The organism is Photobacterium makurazakiensis (assembly GCF_050336715.1).
GTDB classification, from domain to species: Bacteria; Pseudomonadota; Gammaproteobacteria; order Enterobacterales; family Vibrionaceae; genus Photobacterium; species Photobacterium makurazakiensis.
In genome coordinates this window covers 1-18,528 of record NZ_JAKJSJ010000016.1, presented here as the reverse complement: position 1 = coordinate 18,528, position 18,528 = coordinate 1, and the positions used below count along the sequence as shown (strand labels likewise).

The 18,528-nt window shown below is 42.0% G+C and carries 16 protein-coding genes; 3 read left to right on the top strand and 13 right to left on the bottom strand.

Annotated elements, in window-relative coordinates; translation table 11 throughout:
* Window positions 1–52 precede the first annotated feature (52 nt).
* On the top strand, window positions 53–1,066 hold the full coding sequence (locus L4D09_RS07890; RefSeq protein ID WP_428456943.1) for a LacI family DNA-binding transcriptional regulator: 1,014 nt from the start codon (window positions 53–55) through the stop codon (window positions 1,064–1,066).
* A gap of 431 nt (window positions 1,067–1,497) precedes the next feature.
* Here L4D09_RS07890 and L4D09_RS07885 read toward each other — a convergent pair whose 3' ends face one another.
* Entirely contained in the window at window positions 1,498–3,366 is a 1,869-nt protein-coding gene (locus L4D09_RS07885; RefSeq protein ID WP_428456942.1) for a bifunctional 2',3'-cyclic-nucleotide 2'-phosphodiesterase/3'-nucleotidase, read from the bottom strand.
* An 11-nt stretch (window positions 3,367–3,377) separates the two neighbouring features.
* Window positions 3,378–4,250 carry a LysR family transcriptional regulator gene (locus L4D09_RS07880; protein ID WP_428457039.1) on the bottom strand — a complete coding sequence of 291 codons (873 nt, stop codon included), beginning with the start codon at window positions 4,248–4,250 and terminating at the stop codon, window positions 3,378–3,380.
* 284 nt (window positions 4,251–4,534) lie between these two features.
* Between L4D09_RS07880 and L4D09_RS07875 the strand changes: the two genes are divergently transcribed.
* Window positions 4,535–5,746 carry an adenosylhomocysteinase gene (locus L4D09_RS07875; protein ID WP_428456941.1) on the top strand — a complete coding sequence of 404 codons (1,212 nt, stop codon included), beginning with the start codon at window positions 4,535–4,537 and terminating at the stop codon, window positions 5,744–5,746.
* A 93-nt stretch (window positions 5,747–5,839) separates the two neighbouring features.
* A complete protein-coding gene (locus L4D09_RS07870) occupies window positions 5,840–7,084 on the top strand; it encodes a NupC/NupG family nucleoside CNT transporter (protein ID WP_428456940.1) in 1,245 nt (414 codons plus the stop codon).
* An 80-nt stretch (window positions 7,085–7,164) separates the two neighbouring features.
* Here L4D09_RS07870 and L4D09_RS07865 read toward each other — a convergent pair whose 3' ends face one another.
* From L4D09_RS07865 to L4D09_RS07815, 11 genes are all read right to left on the bottom strand, one after another.
* Window positions 7,165–7,980, bottom strand: a complete 816-nt coding sequence (locus L4D09_RS07865; protein WP_428456939.1) for a phosphodiesterase — start codon at window positions 7,978–7,980, stop codon at window positions 7,165–7,167.
* Complete coding sequence (locus L4D09_RS07860) at window positions 7,974–9,056, bottom strand: ABC transporter ATP-binding protein (RefSeq protein ID WP_428457038.1); 1,083 nt, start codon at window positions 9,054–9,056, stop codon at window positions 7,974–7,976. Before L4D09_RS07860 ends, L4D09_RS07865 begins: the two co-directional genes overlap by 7 nt.
* A complete protein-coding gene (locus L4D09_RS07855; protein ID WP_428456938.1) occupies window positions 9,050–9,910 on the bottom strand; it encodes an ABC transporter permease in 861 nt (286 codons plus the stop codon). Before L4D09_RS07855 ends, L4D09_RS07860 begins: the two co-directional genes overlap by 7 nt.
* A gap of 2 nt (window positions 9,911–9,912) precedes the next feature.
* Complete coding sequence (locus L4D09_RS07850; protein ID WP_428456937.1) at window positions 9,913–10,725, bottom strand: ABC transporter permease; 813 nt, start codon at window positions 10,723–10,725, stop codon at window positions 9,913–9,915.
* 43 nt (window positions 10,726–10,768) lie between these two features.
* Window positions 10,769–11,785, bottom strand: coding sequence for an ABC transporter substrate-binding protein (locus L4D09_RS07845; protein ID WP_428456936.1), 1,017 nt, complete (start codon window positions 11,783–11,785; stop codon window positions 10,769–10,771).
* A gap of 62 nt (window positions 11,786–11,847) precedes the next feature.
* Complete coding sequence (locus L4D09_RS07840; RefSeq protein WP_428456935.1) at window positions 11,848–12,849, bottom strand: substrate-binding domain-containing protein; 1,002 nt, start codon at window positions 12,847–12,849, stop codon at window positions 11,848–11,850.
* Between the two features lie 508 nt (window positions 12,850–13,357).
* Window positions 13,358–14,038, bottom strand: a complete 681-nt coding sequence (locus tag L4D09_RS07835; RefSeq protein WP_428456934.1) for a peptide deformylase — start codon at window positions 14,036–14,038, stop codon at window positions 13,358–13,360.
* A 139-nt stretch (window positions 14,039–14,177) separates the two neighbouring features.
* Complete coding sequence (locus L4D09_RS07830) at window positions 14,178–15,026, bottom strand: delta-class carbonic anhydrase (RefSeq protein ID WP_428456933.1); 849 nt, start codon at window positions 15,024–15,026, stop codon at window positions 14,178–14,180.
* A gap of 78 nt (window positions 15,027–15,104) precedes the next feature.
* Window positions 15,105–15,380 (bottom strand): cation diffusion facilitator family transporter, encoded by a 276-nt coding sequence (locus L4D09_RS07825; RefSeq protein ID WP_428456932.1) that lies wholly within the window; start codon window positions 15,378–15,380, stop codon window positions 15,105–15,107.
* 148 nt (window positions 15,381–15,528) lie between these two features.
* Window positions 15,529–17,628: a heavy metal translocating P-type ATPase gene (locus L4D09_RS07820; RefSeq protein ID WP_428456931.1), complete on the bottom strand. Its 2,100-nt coding sequence runs from the start codon at window positions 17,626–17,628 to the stop codon at window positions 15,529–15,531.
* A gap of 50 nt (window positions 17,629–17,678) precedes the next feature.
* On the bottom strand, window positions 17,679–18,528 hold an 850-nt coding region (locus L4D09_RS07815; protein WP_428456930.1), incomplete at its 5' end, for a phospholipase D-like domain-containing protein.

Sequence of the window (18,528 nt, the reverse complement as noted above, 5' to 3'; positions counted from 1 at the left end):
TGTAAATGAAAAGGGCGATATAGACRCAAAATGAAGTTATTCGTAGGCGATGATGAATAGTAAAGTAACGTTAAAAGATGTGGCCAAAAGTGCCAATGTCGACCCTTCAACGGTGTCACGGCACCTGAACGGGAAAAAGACGTTTGATATCGAGACCGTAGAACGGATTGAATTGGCGGTAAAAGAGCTGGGTTATCGCCCCAACCGAATAGGTAAAATTCTCCGTCAAGGGCGCTCGAAACTTATTGGGGTTGTGGTACCTGATATTACTCATCAGAACTACGCCTTGGCTATCGAGAGTATTCAGCATGCTTGCCGAAAGGAAGGGCTTGGGATGCTGCTATTCACCACAGGTTATGACTATGAGGAAGAAAAGAGCGCCTTAAGGCAGCTTATTGATTTGAATGTCGATGGGGTGATCCTGAACTTGGCCTCTCATTCCGTACATCGTCATCAAGCATGGTGGCCAGAACAACTGCCAAAGGTGTTGCTATTTAATGACGGTGAGCTGGAAGGGTTACCGTCAATTGCCTTAAATAACCGTCAGGCCATGCTGTCGCTGACAGAGCACTTGATCGAAAGGGGGCACCAGAACATCGCTATGATCGGCTCAGATTTTACCCGAGTACATCGATATAAAATGCGAGCAGAAGGCTACCGTGAAGCGATGCAGAAGGCAGGGTTAGCGGAACAGATTCAAATTGAAGAAACGCAATTGGGGCTGGAGGATCTTTCTTCGGTACTATGCCGTATTTTAAGTGTTAAGCACCGCCCGACAGCCATTATCAGTTCTCATGCCCAATTACTGATCAAATTGCATGGTGAGTTAAACCAAATGGAGTATCGGATCCCGCAAGATATTTCATTAGCAGGCTTTAACCTGTATGAAATGGGTAAACTTCTCTCACCAACGATTTGCACCGTTGATCAATCGATCAGCCAAATTGGCGAACAGACCCTTGCGCTGTTAAAACAGCAAATTGATGGAGAGGCCAGTTCAGAACGGTACTATGTGAGTAGTGACTTTTCTTACGGGCAGTCTATTAAGGTATTACAGCCGAGCTAATAACATTAATAGATTTACTCCATCTATATCTTACGCATGTATTGAACATTCAACGGGTACGCTGAAGTAATAATCCGTGAATATGGGTATTGCTTTGTACGGGCGTTTCATAAGGGGTAGCTGTTGATGTATGAGGGCTAGTTGTTTGAGTGTAGGAGCTAGCTTGTATTAACTGGCTCAGTATTACTGCTCTGAGCAGGATGAAAGAGATGATGAAGAGCGGAATGGTATTAGACATAGGCATACCTCGCTAGATGTGTTGAGTACAATAAAATACTTCAGGATAAATTTTACCAATCCTTATGTTGCATATCAAATTCATAATGTGGGGATGAATCAAACTTTTATCATTTAAGCGAAATTGTATGCTGACTGAAACGGAAATGGCCTGAGCGGAAAGCTCAGGCCATTATCTGGTTAACAACTAAAGATTAAAACGTGATGTGATAAACGTTCGAAGTACCATTATTTTCAGCGTGCTTGAGCTTTAATTCTGAATAGTCAGAAAAGCCTGCCAACTTCTGCTTATTGTTTTTTGCTTCGAAGACATACTCTTTGCCTTTTTCACCCACTAAGCGCCAGTTATCGCTCACATTGATATTTTGCTCTGGCTGCGATAGATATGTTTGCAATACATCACGGCTGTTTGGCGAGTCGATATCGATAAAATCACGTCCTCGTTTCATTTCTCGGGCAAAGAACGGTGCGTAGCTGCTGGCGATAATGACAAAGGTATCGTCCGCTGCTACTGGTTTTCCTTGGTAGGTAATATTTTCGATACGTCCGTTACCATCTGCAATCTTGTTACCAAACTGGTTGTAGGTTGATGGCTTGGTGATATTAATGTCGTAATCAATACCGTCAATCACATAGTAAAGAAAAGTCAGCGAATTTGGTTTAACAATCTCGTTGCCTTCATCCGTTGGCTCAGCATACATCGCCGCTGACATTTCCAGCCATTCTTTGACTTCCTCACCCGTTACTTCAAGTGCCGCTAGGGTCGAAGAGTAAACCAATGATGCGATATCACGCTTGTTAATATCCCCTTTTTCTATATCAAGGAAATAAGCAGGATCATTGCGGTGAATAGCAGGAGCAGTGGCAGAAAGCACTTTGTCTGTTGATTTGATATATGGCGCTAGGTAGCGCTTTTGCGATTCGCTCACCACTTGATAAACGGTATCGTTACCCAGTAGGTTGAAGTCATTGCTTAGCGATGTATTGACTTGGCCGATGGTTTTACCAAAATCTTCAATTACTTCGTTGTGCTGTTTAGCGATACACGCTTCAAGCGGTGCTTTTTGCTCGGCAGTTTCTTCTATTTCATTGGCAGAAACAACAAAGGCTTTGCCATTGGTCATTTCCCACTGGTCGTTATTTTTTGTCATTGTGACATCAACAACACCAATGTGATCGCCCCACTTACCAGGTTGTGCAGCAGGCTTGCCTTGAATTAACCCTTGTTCAATATCAACGTCTTTTAAATCAGCATAACGTTCATTGGGGTAGGTGTTATGAGAGTGGCCAAAAAGGATCGCATCAACGTTATCGACACCAGCCAAGTGCCATACCACATCCTCCATACCTTCAGTGTAATCATCATCGTTAAGCCCAGAGTGAGCTAAAGCAACCACAATATCGGCACCGGCTTTTTTGGCTTCGTCAGCCCATTTTTCAGCATCGGCCAGTTGATCGGTAATGGTAATTTTACCTTCAAGGTGCTGCCTATTGAGTTGCATAGTTTGCGGCGGTACAAGGCCAATATAACCGATATTCAAAGTGTGCTCTGTGCCTTGCTCTGAAATCACTTTACGCGGCACAATTAAATAAGGGTCGAAGTAAGGTTTTTCGCCATCTTCACGGTAAACGTTAGAAGCAAAATACGGGAAGTTACCGCTGCTGTAACTCAGCTGAAGATAATCCAGACCGAAGTCAAAATCGTGGTTACCTGGAACGGCAACATCAAAATCAAGGGCATTCATCGCACAGATAATTGGTGACTTACGCGCATAAGACTCAGGGCTTACTCGTGCAAGGTAGTCTCCTAGTGGGTTACCAACCAGTAAGTCACCAGTATCGGCAAGGAAGCTATTTTTTACCTCGTTGCGATAGTGTTCTATCTCAGCGACCAGTCCTACCAAGCCATAGTTCTGGCTATTCTGATTGTTGTAGTAATCAAACTGGCTAATGTACGAATGGAGATCAGAGGTACCGATAAAGCGAAGTTTAACCTCTTCGCTATGGGCTATCGTACTAAAAGATAGCCCTAGAGTGAGTGCTGAGATAAACGCTGTTTTCATCTTTAGGCCTTTTATGTGCTTGTAAGTAAATCGATAAGTTTTCGAGTTTTTAACGGTATGACGGCATTGTTGGGGTAGACGGCATACAATTCGGTTTTCCATGTAAAATCATTCAGCAGGCTGACGAGTTCACCAGACTGAATATAAGGTTCGGTAATGAAATCAAGAGTGGTGGTTATCCCCATACCTTTTAGCGCATATCGAGTAAGTAATGACTCACTCTCTAGTTGCAAGAATGGTGCGATTTCTATTTTTATTTCATTACCATCATCTATAAACATCCACTTGTCTTTGGTTAGGCAGTGGGTGTAATTCATGCATTTGTGGCCAATTAAATCAGTCGGCTTTTCTGGGGTGCCATGTACGTCTAAATAATCAGGAGAAGCAACAACATAGGTATTAATGTTTTTGATTTTCTTACACAGATACGAGCTGTCTTCAAGCTCTCCAATCTTCAGTACTAAATCGACTTGCTCCTGAATAAGGTCGCCAATTTGGTTATCAAAAATAATATCGAGTTCAAGCTCAGGATAGGTTGATAACAATTGGGCAAAGGTATCGGTAATAGCATCATCAAACTCTAGAACTGCGGGCATTTTGACTCGCAATTTCCCCCTGACAATGTCTTTGCGTTCATCGATGAAGTCGTAGCATTTATCAACACTGTCAAAAATTTCGGTACATCTTTCGTAAAGAAAGCGTCCTTCTTCCGTGAGGCTAATCTGCCGTGTGGTTCGCTGGATCAGTGAGCAGCGCAGTTCATATTCGAGTTGTTTTACATGCTTGCTGATCACCGACTTGGATAAACATAATTTATCTGCAGCGGCTGAAAATGAGTTATTCATAACCACGGTATAGAAGGTTGCCAATAAATTTAGGTTCATGGTTTTCACCGATTAACTCCTTGGTGCGTAGTTTAAAACGAAAACGTTTGCTATTTGGTGATCTTAGTATGGTTACTGTTTCCATTATGGAAACTAACTGTTGCTGTATAACGTAATAACCCCTTCAAATCGATGTTAAATGACATTTTGATGGTGTATTTGTGAAATATCACATTATTTTGCACGAAGTGGAAACTATGAGTTCTTGATAAGTTGATTAACGGGGAGTTGCTTTTCGAGGATGATGATTATGTCAACAAAACGTTCTCACAACAGAGGCTCCTATGGAACAGAATATCCACCCTGAACACGACGTTGCCGATCTTTCTCTTGCGCCACAAGGTACTCGCCGTATTGCATGGGCACGCAATCACATGCCGATCATGCGCAGTATTATCGAACGCTTTGAAAAAGAAAAACCATTCACAGGTTTGACGATTGGTATTTGCTTACATGTTGAAGCGAAAACAGGCGTATGGCTAGAAGCCTTAACCAAAGGTGGTGCGAAGGTGGTGATCACGGGCTCGCCAGGTTCAACGCAAGATGAAACCGCAGCAGCCTTGGTCGAAGACTATGGGGTGAGTGTTTACTCTCGTCGTGATGAAAGCTTTGATGATCACATCGATTACTGTCGTAAAGTGTTATCGCATAAGCCGGATATCATTGCTGATAACGGTGCTGATTTGCATGAGCTTATTTTTACAGAAGCCGAATTCTCTCAGTTTAAGCACTCGTTACTCGGAGCGACAGAAGAAACCACTACTGGTGCCAACCGTCTGCGTGAAGACTTTAATGCCGACCAGTTCAGCACACTGATCATTAATGATACCCAAGCCAAGCGCATTATTGAAAACCGCTTTGGCGTAGGCTCATCGGTGGTTGATGGCATCATGCGTGCCACCAACGTTATGCTGCATGGTAAAAAAGTCGTGGTGATTGGTTATGGTTACTGTGGCTCAGGTACTGCGCAGCGACTTCGCGGAATGGGGGCGCATGTTACGGTTGTTGAATCAAACCCGCTAACACTACTTGAAGCGCATATGGAAGGCTTCTATACCGCCAAGCTTGAAGACGCATTGCCAGACGCTGACATGATTGTGACCATTACCGGCCGTGATAATGTACTGCGTAAAGAGCATTTTGAATTGATGCGTGATAACACCATCATTGCCAATGCGGGTCATTTTCAGCGCGAAATCAATTTGCCAGATCTGGCAGCAATGAGCGAAAGCCAAGATAAGATCCGTCCGCATGTAACGGCTTACCAGCTAACTGATAAGCAGTTGTTTGTTTTATCTGATGCAAATTTAGTTAACTTATCAGCTGGTGACGGCAACCCAATCGAGATTATGGATCTTGGCTTGGCGCTGCAATCATTGAGTTTGGAACGTATCGCGTTAAATCGAGACTCTCTACAGAATATTCCTCAACCAGTGCCATTCGATATTGAAATGCAAGTTGCAGAGCTTGCAGTGAAGCACTGGATTCAACACTAATTTTATCATCGCCCCGAGCACGCTGTGTTCGGGGCATTTTTATATGTCGAGTAGATAAGTTTTTGCTTATCCACCCTGAACAAGGCCGCCAAAATGGACGCTCTGACTAGTTTACTAGGAATGGTAGCACTGCTTGCTATCGCTGTTTTATTTTCAAAAAATCGCCAAGCAATTAATAAACGTACTGTACTGGGAGCCTTCGCTATCCAGTTTATTATTGGGGCTTTTGTCCTGTTCATTCCTATTGGCAAAGACTTACTCGAAGTCGTTTCCAGCGGGGTCAGCTCGGTGTTGGGGTTCTCCCATGCGGGTATTGAATTTTTGTTTGGCGGTTTAGTCAGCGATAAGATGTTTGAAGTGTTTGGTGGTGGCGGCTTTATTTTTGCCTTGCGAGTGCTGCCAGTTATCGTCTTCTTCTCGGCATTGGTATCGGTCTTGTATTACCTCGGTATCATGCAGATATTTATTCGTGTGTTGGGTGGTGCATTACAAAAGCTCCTTGGAACCAGCAAGAACGAGTCAATGTCTGCAACGGCCAATATTTTTGTCGGTCAAACCGAAGCGCCATTGGTTATCGCACCCTACATTAACCGCCTTAGCCGCTCAGAGCTGTTTGCGGTAATGTGTGGTGGTTTAGCCTCGATTGCTGGCACAGTACTTGGTGGTTTTGCAGCAATGGGGGTTGATATGCAATACCTCATTGCGGCGTCGTTCATGGCAGCCCCAGGTGGCTTGTTGTTTGCCAAAATTTTGGTGCCGGAAACGGAAGATCGCAGTAGCGAATTAGTCGAAGAAGACGTCTCGGTTGAAAAGCCGGCAAACGTTATTGATGCCGCTGCCGCTGGTGCATCAAGCGGTCTAATGTTGGCTTTAAATGTTGGTGCCATGCTGCTAGCGTTTATTGGCTTGATTGCCTTGGTAAACGGCATGTTAGGTGGCGTTGGTAGCTATGTGGGTTTACCTGAACTCTCATTAGAGTACTTATTGGGTTACGTGTTCTACCCTGTGGCAGTGATCATTGGTATTCCATTTGATGAGGCCATGGTGTCGGCCTCGTTTATTGGCCAGAAACTGGTATTGAATGAATTCGTCGCTTATGTGAATTTTACAGAATACCTAAAAGTGACTGAATTATCGGCTCGCAGTACTGCCATTATTACTTTTGCTCTATGTGGTTTCGCTAACTTCGCCGCAGCAGCAATGTTACTTGGCGGGTTGGGTACAATGGCACCGAAACGCCGTCATGAAATTTCGACACTGTGCATGTCAGCCATTTTTGCTGCGACCATGTCTAACTTGATGAGTGCAACTATTGCGGGCTTCTTCTTCTCGTTTTAAATAGTTTATTATCTGCATCATTAAACAGCCCTGCTTATTAGCAGGGCTGTTTGTTTTTAAGTGACTCAACAGTGAACAAGCTAGTCAATCAACTGATTGTTCTCATCAAAAAACGGGTAAGGGCCTTCACTATCTTTAATGTAACTGAGATGGCTGACAATCGTGTCTTCCCCTAGAGTAAATAGCCTAATTGCAGGTGGTTCCATTGAAAATGATGATGGTGCCTCTGGGTCTAAATCGAGTGTGACTGAGTGGCTGTGTGACGGCCCAACCCATACCGGTATATCTGCCCATGTTGCACTGATAGGGCGATGGAGGTGGCCAGCAACAATCCCTTTTACCTGTGGGTGCTGCTTGAGAACCGCTTTGAGTTCATCCGCATTTTTAAGGTTTTGCACATCCATGTGACTAAGTCCAACCGCCATTGGTGGGTGATGCAAAAATAATAGCGTGGGGGAATCGACATGCTTACTTAGCTGTTGCTCAAGCCATACTAATGATTCGTTTTCAAGGAAACCATAGGGCTTACCAGCAACGGATGTATCTAGCCCAATCAGCTGATAATCACCTGCTGATTGAATAAAGTGGCAGTATTCAGGGTGATCAAACGATGCTTTGCCGCTAAACGCTTCTCGCATATTGGTACGACAATCATGATTACCCGGGATCACGCTATATGGCAGGGTTAAGTCGGCCAATAATTCACAAATTAACGCGTATTCATCTGGGGTACCAAAGTCACCTAAATCGCCGGTGATAATGACTTGGTCAGGCCTTGGAACCAGTGTATTTAAATGGTTAATGGCATTTTTAAGCGAAGCGACCGTATCAACTTTACGGTAAGCCAGTTTGCCTGATTCTTTGATATGTAGGTCGGTTAATTGAGCGATTAACATACTGTTGCTCCAACTTGAATTAATCGCTCTGGTTGAATAAGCAGATTAACGGATTGACCAATGCGGTATGTAGCACGTTTGAAGCAGTCAACGGTAATATGATTGTCGTCGCTGCAACCCGATATTTCTAATCGCACCCGATCACCTAAGAAGGTACATGATTCAATTTGTCCTGATAGGCGTGATGATGACTCTGGCACGACTTCTATATCCTCAGGTCTTACTAAGCAAGTCATTGACTGGTTTTGGTATTTCTCTATGTGTAATGTTTCTGGCAACGCGGTCGATAGGGCTTGGTTGATCTCGAGTGAGTGCCCTTTCACGATGCCAGTTAGGCGATTGATTTTACCAATGAAGTCCGCCACAAAGTGGCTTTGTGGATTCAGGTAAATGTCCTCTGCGCTGCCAATTTGTGCGATCTCACCATGGTCAAGTACAGCGATGCGATCGCCCATTGCCATGGCTTCTTCTTGATCGTGCGTCACATATACAGCGGTAATACCAAGCCGTTTGAGTAGTTGGTTAATGTCGGTTCTTAAGCGCTGTTTCAATCGAGCATCGAGGGCTGAAAGCGGCTCATCAAGCAGTAATACATCGGGTTCCGTGACAATGGCCCGCGCAAGTGCGACACGTTGGCGTTGGCCGCCAGATAGTTGTTCTACACTTCGGTCGGCATAAGGCTGTAAATCGAACATGGTTAGCATTTCTGATACTTTCTTGGTGCGTGTATCAGCATCGATGCCACGGACTTTCAAGCCATATGCAATATTTTCACTGACGTTCATATTGGGGAACAACGCATACGATTGAAAGACCATGCCAACACGGCGCTTTTCGATAGGCAATGCAGTGACATCGCGTTCACCAAAATGAATAGAGCCGCCTTCATCCGCAAATTCTAAGCCTGCGATTAAACGCAATGTTGTGGTTTTACCGCAGCCCGATGGCCCTAGCAGTACCAATACTTCACCTTTTTCGATGGTTAAATCAAGCGGTTTAAGGCCAACGGTACCATCAGCGAATGTTTTTTTAATATTGTTCAGGGAAATGGCTAAGCTTTTATTTTTCATTATGATACTGCCGCTGTAGAAGTCAGGTTTTTAGAGTCAGTTTGAGTTACTAAATCAGATTTTTTGACTGATTTTTTACGTTGTTTTTTCGGTCGATTTAACCATTGAGCCATGATCAACAATGGCAAGATCAGCGCTAAGAAGATCAAGGTATAAGCAGAACTGATTTCAAGCCGCATAGATGCATAGGAATCGGCTAATCCAACGGGTAATGTTTTGGTCAGTGGTGTATGCAGCATCCATGTTAGGTTAAATTCACCAATCGACAGGGTTAGTGTCATGAGCATGCCGCTGATGATCCCCGTTTTGCAATTAGGAATGATCACGGTGAAGAAGCGACGCCAAAATCCAGCGCCTAAGCTGGCACTGGCTTCTTCCAGCACCTTGAAGTTCATACTGTGCAGTACTGCAATCACTGACTTCACCATAAACGGTAAAGTAAAGATCACATGACCGACGAGGATAAATAGCCAACTTGTTCGGAAATGGCTGTATTGGCTATATACCGAGATAAGCCCAAGTGAAATGGCAAGTCCTGGGATGGCAATTGGTAAGGTAAGGCACTCTTCAAATATTGCAGCCGCACGGCTACGGCTGGTGGCTAAGAAATAAGCGCATGGTACGCCTGCAATCAAGTTAATGGCAACAGTGGTTAATGCGATAAGCAAGGTGAGCCAAATCGTATCGGAATATAAGAACCAGACCTCTTCAACCCAACGTAGGGTTAAGCCACTTTTTAGGCCGACAAAGTAATTGTTTGTTAACCCCGCAAGCACCGACATGATGACTGGTGCGATCAAAAAAGTACATATCAGCAAGGTAAAGCCGAGCTGTAGGTAAAACCAGATATCTTTTTTCATGATTATGCTCCCATGCCAATTGACGCTGAGCCATAACGCCTAGCGAAGGCAAGACAGCCCCAAGTCACTATGCCCAAGATAAGGCTAAGTGCCGCAGCCATAGCAAAGTTGGCACTGAGGGTAAATTCGGTATAGATGGTCATCGGTAACACGTTAATATTGGTTGCAAGTGTGAAAGCGGTACCAAAGGCACCCATTGAGGTGGCAAAACAAATTGAACCCGATGAGATTAACCCTGGCTTTAATGCTGGAATCGTGACATCTCGGGTGATTTGCCAGCGGTTTGCACCGAGTGAGCGAGCAGCTTCTACTAAGCTATGATCTAATTTTTCTGCCGCAGCCATCACGGTTAATACAACGCGAGGGATCGAAAAATACAGATACCCTAAAAATAGTCCTGCAATGGAGTAAGCGAACATCCAGCGTTCACCGGTTAAAGCCAAACTAATTTGTGCAAATAACCCTTGGCGGCCTGCCAGCATAATGACAAAAAAACCGATCACCACGCCGGGAAAAGCGAGGGGAAAGCTGAGCATGGCGATGAGTGTTCGTTTGCCTGCAAATTCATAGCGTGTAAGAAATAAACCACAAATGGTCGCAATCACTAAGCTTGCTGCTGTAACCGCAAAAGAAAGCAGGACAGTTGATAATAAACTTTGTAGGTAAATCGGCTTGGTGACTATGTACCAATAACTAATGGCACCACCATCCATTGTAGATAGCTTGATCAGTTGTAAAACTGGCAGTAGAAAAAAGGCCAACGTGATCACCAACGCAGGTGTGATGAGCAATAAATGGGTTTGATTTATTTTCATAATGATTGGGCAGCATTTGTGCAATGCTGCCCTTCCTATCGGGTTAGTTTACTTCGCGAATGTAGCGCTCAGCGAAGGCGGGTTGTGCTTCTGCCATTGCGGAAAAATCAATGGTTGCTGCGCGAGCGTAATCCGTTTCAGGTAAGAATTTGGCTTGGGTTTTTTCATCCATTGCTGAGGCGATAACTGGACGAAGGTAGGCTTCGGCCCAAACTTTTTGGCCTTTATCTGATAAAACAAAATCGAGTATTTGTTTTGCATTTTTATCATTCGGCCCATTTTTTACCTGGCTCATTACATAAGGCACCATTAATGTACCTTCCTGTGGGATCACAAACTCCACATTGGCGTAATCGTTGTATTTTGCGCGATAAGCGTTGAAGTCGTAATCAAGTAAGATTGGAATTTCACCTGAAATAACACGTGCATAAGAGGTTTGTTTAGGCACGATAGGACGGTTTTTAGAGAGCTTGTTGAAGTACTCAATAGCTGGGTTGGTATTATCAAGATCACCACCTAGTGCACTGTTGATAGCCATAGCACTAACATAGCCAACAAATGCGCTGGTTGGATCAAGGTAGCCAACCATTCCTCGGTAATCTGGTTTTAGAAGATCATCCCATGATTGTGGAACAGGTGCGCCGTCTAGCGCGTCTTTATTAACGAAGAAGCCAAGTGTTCCGGAGTGAATGGCAAACCACTTACCGTCAGGATCTTTTAGTCCATTTGGGATCTGCTCCCAATTAGCTGGTTTATAACCAGTCACCACATCGAGCTCTGCAGCTCTGATGCCAAATGACACACCGTAATAGGCAACGTCCGCGACAGGGTTTTGTTTTTCAGCAACCAACTGAGACAGTGTTTGTCCGGAGTTCTTGTTATCCATCGGAATAGATATACCTAACTCTTTTTTGATCAGGCGTAATTGTCCACCCCAGTTGGCCCATTCAGGGGGACAGTTATAACAAACTGCATTGCTAGATGCGCTAGCGGGTGTACTCATTGCGCCGAAAAGGACGCAGGCGGCAAAGCCAAGTTTGGTTAGGTGCTTCATCGACATGTTGTGATCCTTCAAATCTCTATTAATTAACTCATTAATTAAATCGCGGTTTTGGTTCATTATTATTCAGGCTGTTGAGACTGAACGGTGCCCATAAGCGTTAACTTATAGGGCAGCTTTATTTGGTGTGGTAACACAGTGCTGCGTTGATTATTAAATAGGATATCGACAGCACACTTTCCCATCTGTTGGTGTGGCACCCTGACTGACGCTAGCGGTGGTGTCATCATTTTCCCTATGTCCATGCCATCAAATCCAACCACTGAAACATCTTCTGGAACCAATAGCCCTTGGTTATTCAGTGCCTTAATCGTTTTTAAGGCCAGCAAGTCGTTGCTGCAGAACCAAGCGGTTGGTGGTAGTAATTTTTGTGATTGAGTGTCGTGATGAAGTTCGAATGGTTCAAGTTGGCTCTGATCGACTTCTAGTAAGTGAGTGAGTGGGCATTTAAGGGTGTTCAGGGCATCATTAAATCCTGCAAAACGAGCCTGTGCGCGATCTGAGCTGCTGAAGAGTCCTGTGACCATGCCGAACCGACGGTGGCCTATGTGAAATAGCGCGTTGGCTACATCGACCCCTGCTTGATAGTTGTCGATAAAGACACTTGGCTCATTACGTGACGGCATGCTGTGTAATAAGCAGTATGGGAACTCAAATTCTTTGAGTAGATCGAGTGCTGAATTATTTTGAGCTTCAGAGGTTGTCAGAATAACGCCTGCAACACGATGACGAATAAAAGTCGCAATACACTGATATTCAAGCGTAGTGTCGTACTGAGTATCAAGGATCAGAGTCGAGTAGCCAAAATGACGAGCGCGAAGTTGAATCGCTGCAACAATATCAGCAAATACTGGGTTCTTTAGGCTCGGGATCATAATGCCAATCGTCGGGTTCGATTTCAGCCCACTTCTAGGCAAATGCTTATTAGCTTCATAGCCACTGATTTTTAGCACTTTGGCAATACGTGCAGCAGTATCAGGCGCAATTGAATCGCTTTGGTTGATATAGCGAGAAACGGTTGCGGGCGACACCTTTGCGAGTGATGCAACGTCCTTGATATTCATAACGGCCCCCTGATAATTGAATAGGCGCAGCATAGGTGGCGGTTATGAAAGTTTTATTACGGGAAGTTCGGTATGAATTAATATGTCGTTACTTTTTGTAATTTTAGCGGCTCGATCGTGAATTTTGGCGACTGAAACACTTTTGTTTCACTGCTGGTTTGCGTTTGTGAAATTATTATGACGATGTGATTAGGTTGAGAAATATGGCCTTTGAGCTTGGTCGTTGTTGCCATGGTCAATTAATTCTCGTTGTTGATCTTGCTCAGTAAGCTCATCGATTCTTTTTAGTTGCTAACCGCAGTGCCGAGTACCGCGCTCAAAGCACCTCAGGCTTCGGAAATAGGTTCGTGATTTCATAGCCAACGCTAAAATTGTCTTAGTGATTGCTAAAAGTCTAACGCCATAACACACCCGTACTTAAATAAGTACGGGTTGGGATTGTAAACCTTAAAAGCTAGTCGCTAAGCTAAAGGGGGGATAATTTGCTGGATAGTAAACTGCCAGACTCTTATTCATTTGAATTGTCTTTGGTCTTATTCAAGCTTTCTTTTAACTCTTTAATTGTGCCCAAGTCTCCCTTATTTTCAAGCTTGTCAATATACAACACGCCATTAAGGTGGTCTGTTTCATGTTGTAGTATTTGAGCTGTATAGCCATCGACAATGTCTTCCACCCAGTCTCCCTTTAAATTTTGATAACGGAAGTTGATTTTTTCATATCTAGGGACGGCTTTACTGTAAAAATGAGGAACAGAGAAGCACCCTTCAGCCATAGGGGTTGTTTCTTTACTTATTGGGGTATAGCTTGGATTTAAAGCGACTTCCCATGAGTTTGGGTACTGTGGTTTTCCATCAATAATATGTGGTACGCGGTATATGAAAACAGCTTTATTGACCCCCAATTGGGGGGCAGCTAACCCAACAGCATTTTTCCCTGTATTCGCTTTCTGTATCAATAAATTAATCAACTCTTGAGTTTCATTATCTTCAAAGGCCACCTGCACAGCTGTTTTTCTTAGAGCTTCTCCAGCATAGACATTATCATTAATCGATAGCCCTTGTTCTTGAATGATAGCTCCTGTTGAGCAACCGCTAATTAACAATACTGACAAGCTTGTTGTTTTCTTGAGTTGGTAAAAACACTGAATAATTTTTGCTCTTACATCTTCCCCAAAGCAATAGTTCTTCATACATCCCTCATTTATAAGTCTATGCTTTATTTTCAACCTCTAACGAGGTAATAAATTTCAAATTACATACTGATCTTTTATTAAATCGTGATACAGCTCTGAATCCATCAATACGTCTATCGGTGGAAGGCTCATTAATTCAGTAGCCCTGAGATAATAGCTCTGGGTTTATAACAAGGTTACGTACACCTTGAGCGTGATCTTCGTTGAAGTCATTATTTGCTAACCATTTTGCTACCGATGCTATGTCAACTTTAGCTACTCGCGGACGCACGTTCCAAGTTACCTGAAGAGGAGAGCCTTTTTCATTGTAGTTAGGGCCAGTCGTTGAACCTGAATATTGGATGGGTTTCCCAGTATTGCTAGGAATATTGAGCGCTTGATAAAAGCTTTCTTTTTGGCCGTATTTAGCTAATTCAACGAAGTCTAGAGCATCTCTATCGTTGACTAAAACATAGACTTGAGTTTCTACGCGTAATTGTGGGTTGCTAATAGATTCGTCTAAACACGCACCTAATGTTGGTCCTGGCTTAACTTGTGCTGTTGAGTGTACATAATGTACTTCAATGGTGTCGCCTGACTGCAATTTACCGTATTTTTCTGAACCTACTGCTTGGTTAAATGGTTTGAGTTCAACTGTGCTGAGCTTTCCATTATAAATATATCCAGTATTGTTACCTTTACCATCGCCATTGCCTGCATATTTGTTGAATTCTCCGCCTTTATGTTCTGCATTTTTATGGATGTGGATGTTACATAGATTCATGTTTGTGTATACCGGTGCTATACCGGAGACACGCTGATTGTTGCCTGTTAGATTTTCTATATCACGTGGTGACTGAGGACCAAACCCCTTGCCTTGGGTGTTTTCAGCTAGAGCAGCTCGTTGCTCAGTAATAACATTATCTACAACGGGTTCATTAACCTTAGCTTGTACAACAAGTGGTGCCAGCACTATGCTAGAGCATAAAATTACACACTTTTTCATAAATTATATTTAACCTTCTTGTAGATAACTTTCGATAATGCTCGTTAAAGTTAAGATACATTGAATGGAATTTTAATTTTATAGTTGGTCAATAGAGAAAAACGTTTTCTTGTCAACACAATTTTGACTTATTTCAATAGATGTATTGTAAATGCCAAATTCATTGTTTAATAAGTTAATTATCTGTTCCTTCATCAAGTCAGAGTTTTTATTGTCTATATCAATTCTAGCTCCAAGAAACCATCCTCCTTCATCTAATTGGCAAAGGTGAAGGTCATGTACAACAAGCACTCCTTTTAATTTTAATATTGAAAGGTGGGTTTTATTTATGGATAAGTTTGAACTTGTATTCATTTAGACCTCTACTATAAAAGTTACTATATTTGGATATCGCCGAATCATGCTAAATTTAATGATTACATTTATAAATATAACAAGGCTCAAAAATTTAAAATTACTTTTCAATAGCCTTCCTAGGAAGGCTATTAGTTACGCTTATGAGTTAATCGAATTCACTAGATTTAACATTTAACAGCCGTAACGCATTTAATGTCACGAAAACGGTAGCTCCAGTATCTGCGATAATGGCCATCCATAAATCAGTAAAGCCAAACAGTGTAGATATCAGGAAAACTAATTTTAACCCTACCGAAATAGCGATGTTTTCTCGCATTATTAAAGACGACTTTCTTGATAAGGTCAGTAACGTAGGGAGCTCCGATAATCGGTTGTGGCTTAATGCAGCATCTGCAGTGTCTAACGCAACATCACTTCCACTGCCCATAGCGATACCAATTGTGGCAGCCTTCATTGCTGGAGCATCATTGATACCATCACCCACCATTGCAATATTGCTATGGTGGGCTATATCTTTTATAACTTTTACTTTATCTTCTGGGTATAATTTTGCTTTAAAATTAATACCAATTTTATTGGCAATAATTTGTGCAGTGCGTTCATTATCACCAGTGAGCATTATCGATTGTACGCCAAGGTTTTTCAAATTGGTGATAGCTTTTTTGGCGTCGTCACGTAGGTTATCACGCCAACCGATGAGACCCACAGGCATCTCTTCACGAATAATGACAACGAGTGTTTTCCCCTCATTTTCAAGCGCGCGTACCTCATTACTTTGCTCTTTATTGAGCACTATTGTATTAGGGAGCCTATCAGATGATATTAATTCAATTGACTTTCCATCAACACTACCTTTAATCCCTCGTCCAATTAATGCAGTGCGATTATTCGCTTCTCTGATTGTAAGATTTCGAACCTTCGCCTCATTAACGACAGCTTGAGCTAATGGGTGTAATGAACCATTTTCGATTGATGCAACTTGAGATAACAACTCATTTTCATCCTTACCCCAACAGACAAAATTAGTCATTCGTGGTCTACCAACGGTTAATGTTCCCGTTTTATCAAAAGCAATACATGTAATTTCAGCTAGTTGTTCTAGCGCGGCACCACCTTTAATCAGCGCCCCACGTTTCGCAGCAGCTGCTAAACCTGATGTGATAGTAGCAGGGATCGAAATTACCAAAGCGCATGGGCAGGATATCAACAATACTGTTAAGCCCTTATATAGCCACTGGTCCCAATCTTGACCAAATAATAATGGGGGGACAGCCATTATAAGTAATGAAAGAAGTATCATTATTGGTGTATAAATACGGCTGAACTTATCTATATAACGTTCAATTGGTGCTTTTTTGGATTCTGCATCCTCGATTAAGTAGATGATTCGGTCAATCGCATTATTGCCTTGCTCTGATACGACTTTGAACAGGGCGACTTTATCGTAAACTAGCATTCCAGCCATAACCTTGTGTCCGGAATATCTCTCGACAGGCAGCGACTCTCCCGTCAGAGAGCTTTCATCAAAGCTCACTGCATCATCTAATAACTCCGCATCGGTTGGTAGGCGCCCTCCCGGTGCTACTTCAATGATGTCACCGACTTTTAAACGATTGACGGGAATTTTGATTTTATTCCCATCTTTTACAATACAAGCGGTATTAGGTACTAAATCAATTAACGATTTCACTCCTTTACGAGCGTGATTTGTGGCAAATGCCTCAAGCCTTTCGCCAATCAAGAATAACAACAAAATCATGGCAGATTCTGCGGTTTCTCCTATGTAAAGAGCGCCTAGCGAAGCAACAGTCATTAAGGTATGAATAGAAAAAACATTACCCGAACGAGCTAAGTAAAATGCTTTTCGGGCTATGGGTAATAATCCAACAGAGGTAGCTAAAAAGTAAATATAGTTTGCAAGCTGTGAGTCTTGATAAGAGTAGAAGAATGCAGAGAGCATTAGTAATGAGATTAAAATAATCCAAGTGTTAGTTCCTTGGCTTTTTTCTTTATCACCGACTTTACTTAGAGGAAACCCGGATTCTTTTGAGCTATTTTCTATAATTTTAATCGTTTCGGTCAAAGAAAATTTAGCTGTCAATTTTTTTGTACTAAAAGTAATTCTGACATCTTTCACATCATCAATATTTCTAATGATATTATCAAGTTTACTGATACAGCTCGGGCAATCCATGTTTCCAATTGACCACGTCTTTTCTTTAATTAATGTGTCATTTTCAGTCATAGCTAAACCTTATTTATCATGTTTTTCTTATATATTCATTGTTGTTTATTTTATAAAAACTTCATTCGTTTTATTCTTCCAAATGTCAATCTTTCTTTTTTTATAGGATGGTAACCTTGCATTAATAAAGAAATGTACTTATCTGATGTTTTAGTTAATACACCATTTTGCTTATCAAAATATAATGATCTTTGGTTGAGGTTACTGCTTGTCCATAATGTTTCGTTTTCATTGCAAATTATATTCAAATGTGTGGATTGTTCTGTGCTTTTCCATAGTAAAATGTGATCCTTAAAATGTAGTGAAAAGTTATTTATATTCCAGAAGTAGTATTTAGTTATGATTTTTTCAGCAACTCTTGGTGAACTACCAAAGGGTAGCTCTGTTGTTAATACCTTAACATCAACACCTAATTCTATTTTTTCTTGGATTATTTGATATAAACTTTCATCAAAATTTAAGTAGGGGGTAAATATGTATAGCTTTTTATTAGATGATTTGGCAATATCATAAATTTTACTATTAACATTTGAACTAGAGTAGTATTTTAGGTTTACAGTATCTCCTTCAATCAGGAAATCGTAGCGTTTAATTGGCTTTCTGAGGTATGCTGAGGTGAAGTTAACACCTGAGTATAACCACTTGCCATCAATTAATATTCCTTTTTGATGAAAAACTGAGAAAAAACCACAATCAATTAACTTTAAAAATGAGTAATCATTGTTAGATAACCATTTGTTTCTTTTTTTATCAGCAAAAACAACAACATGAACGCTAGTATTAACGCTCTTTAGAAGCTCAAAAAGATAAGTTGTTTCTTCACAATCTTTTATTAAGGATGTGAATATGACAATTCTCTTTCTGGCGTTAATTATTCTTACGGTTAGAATGTCTAGATAA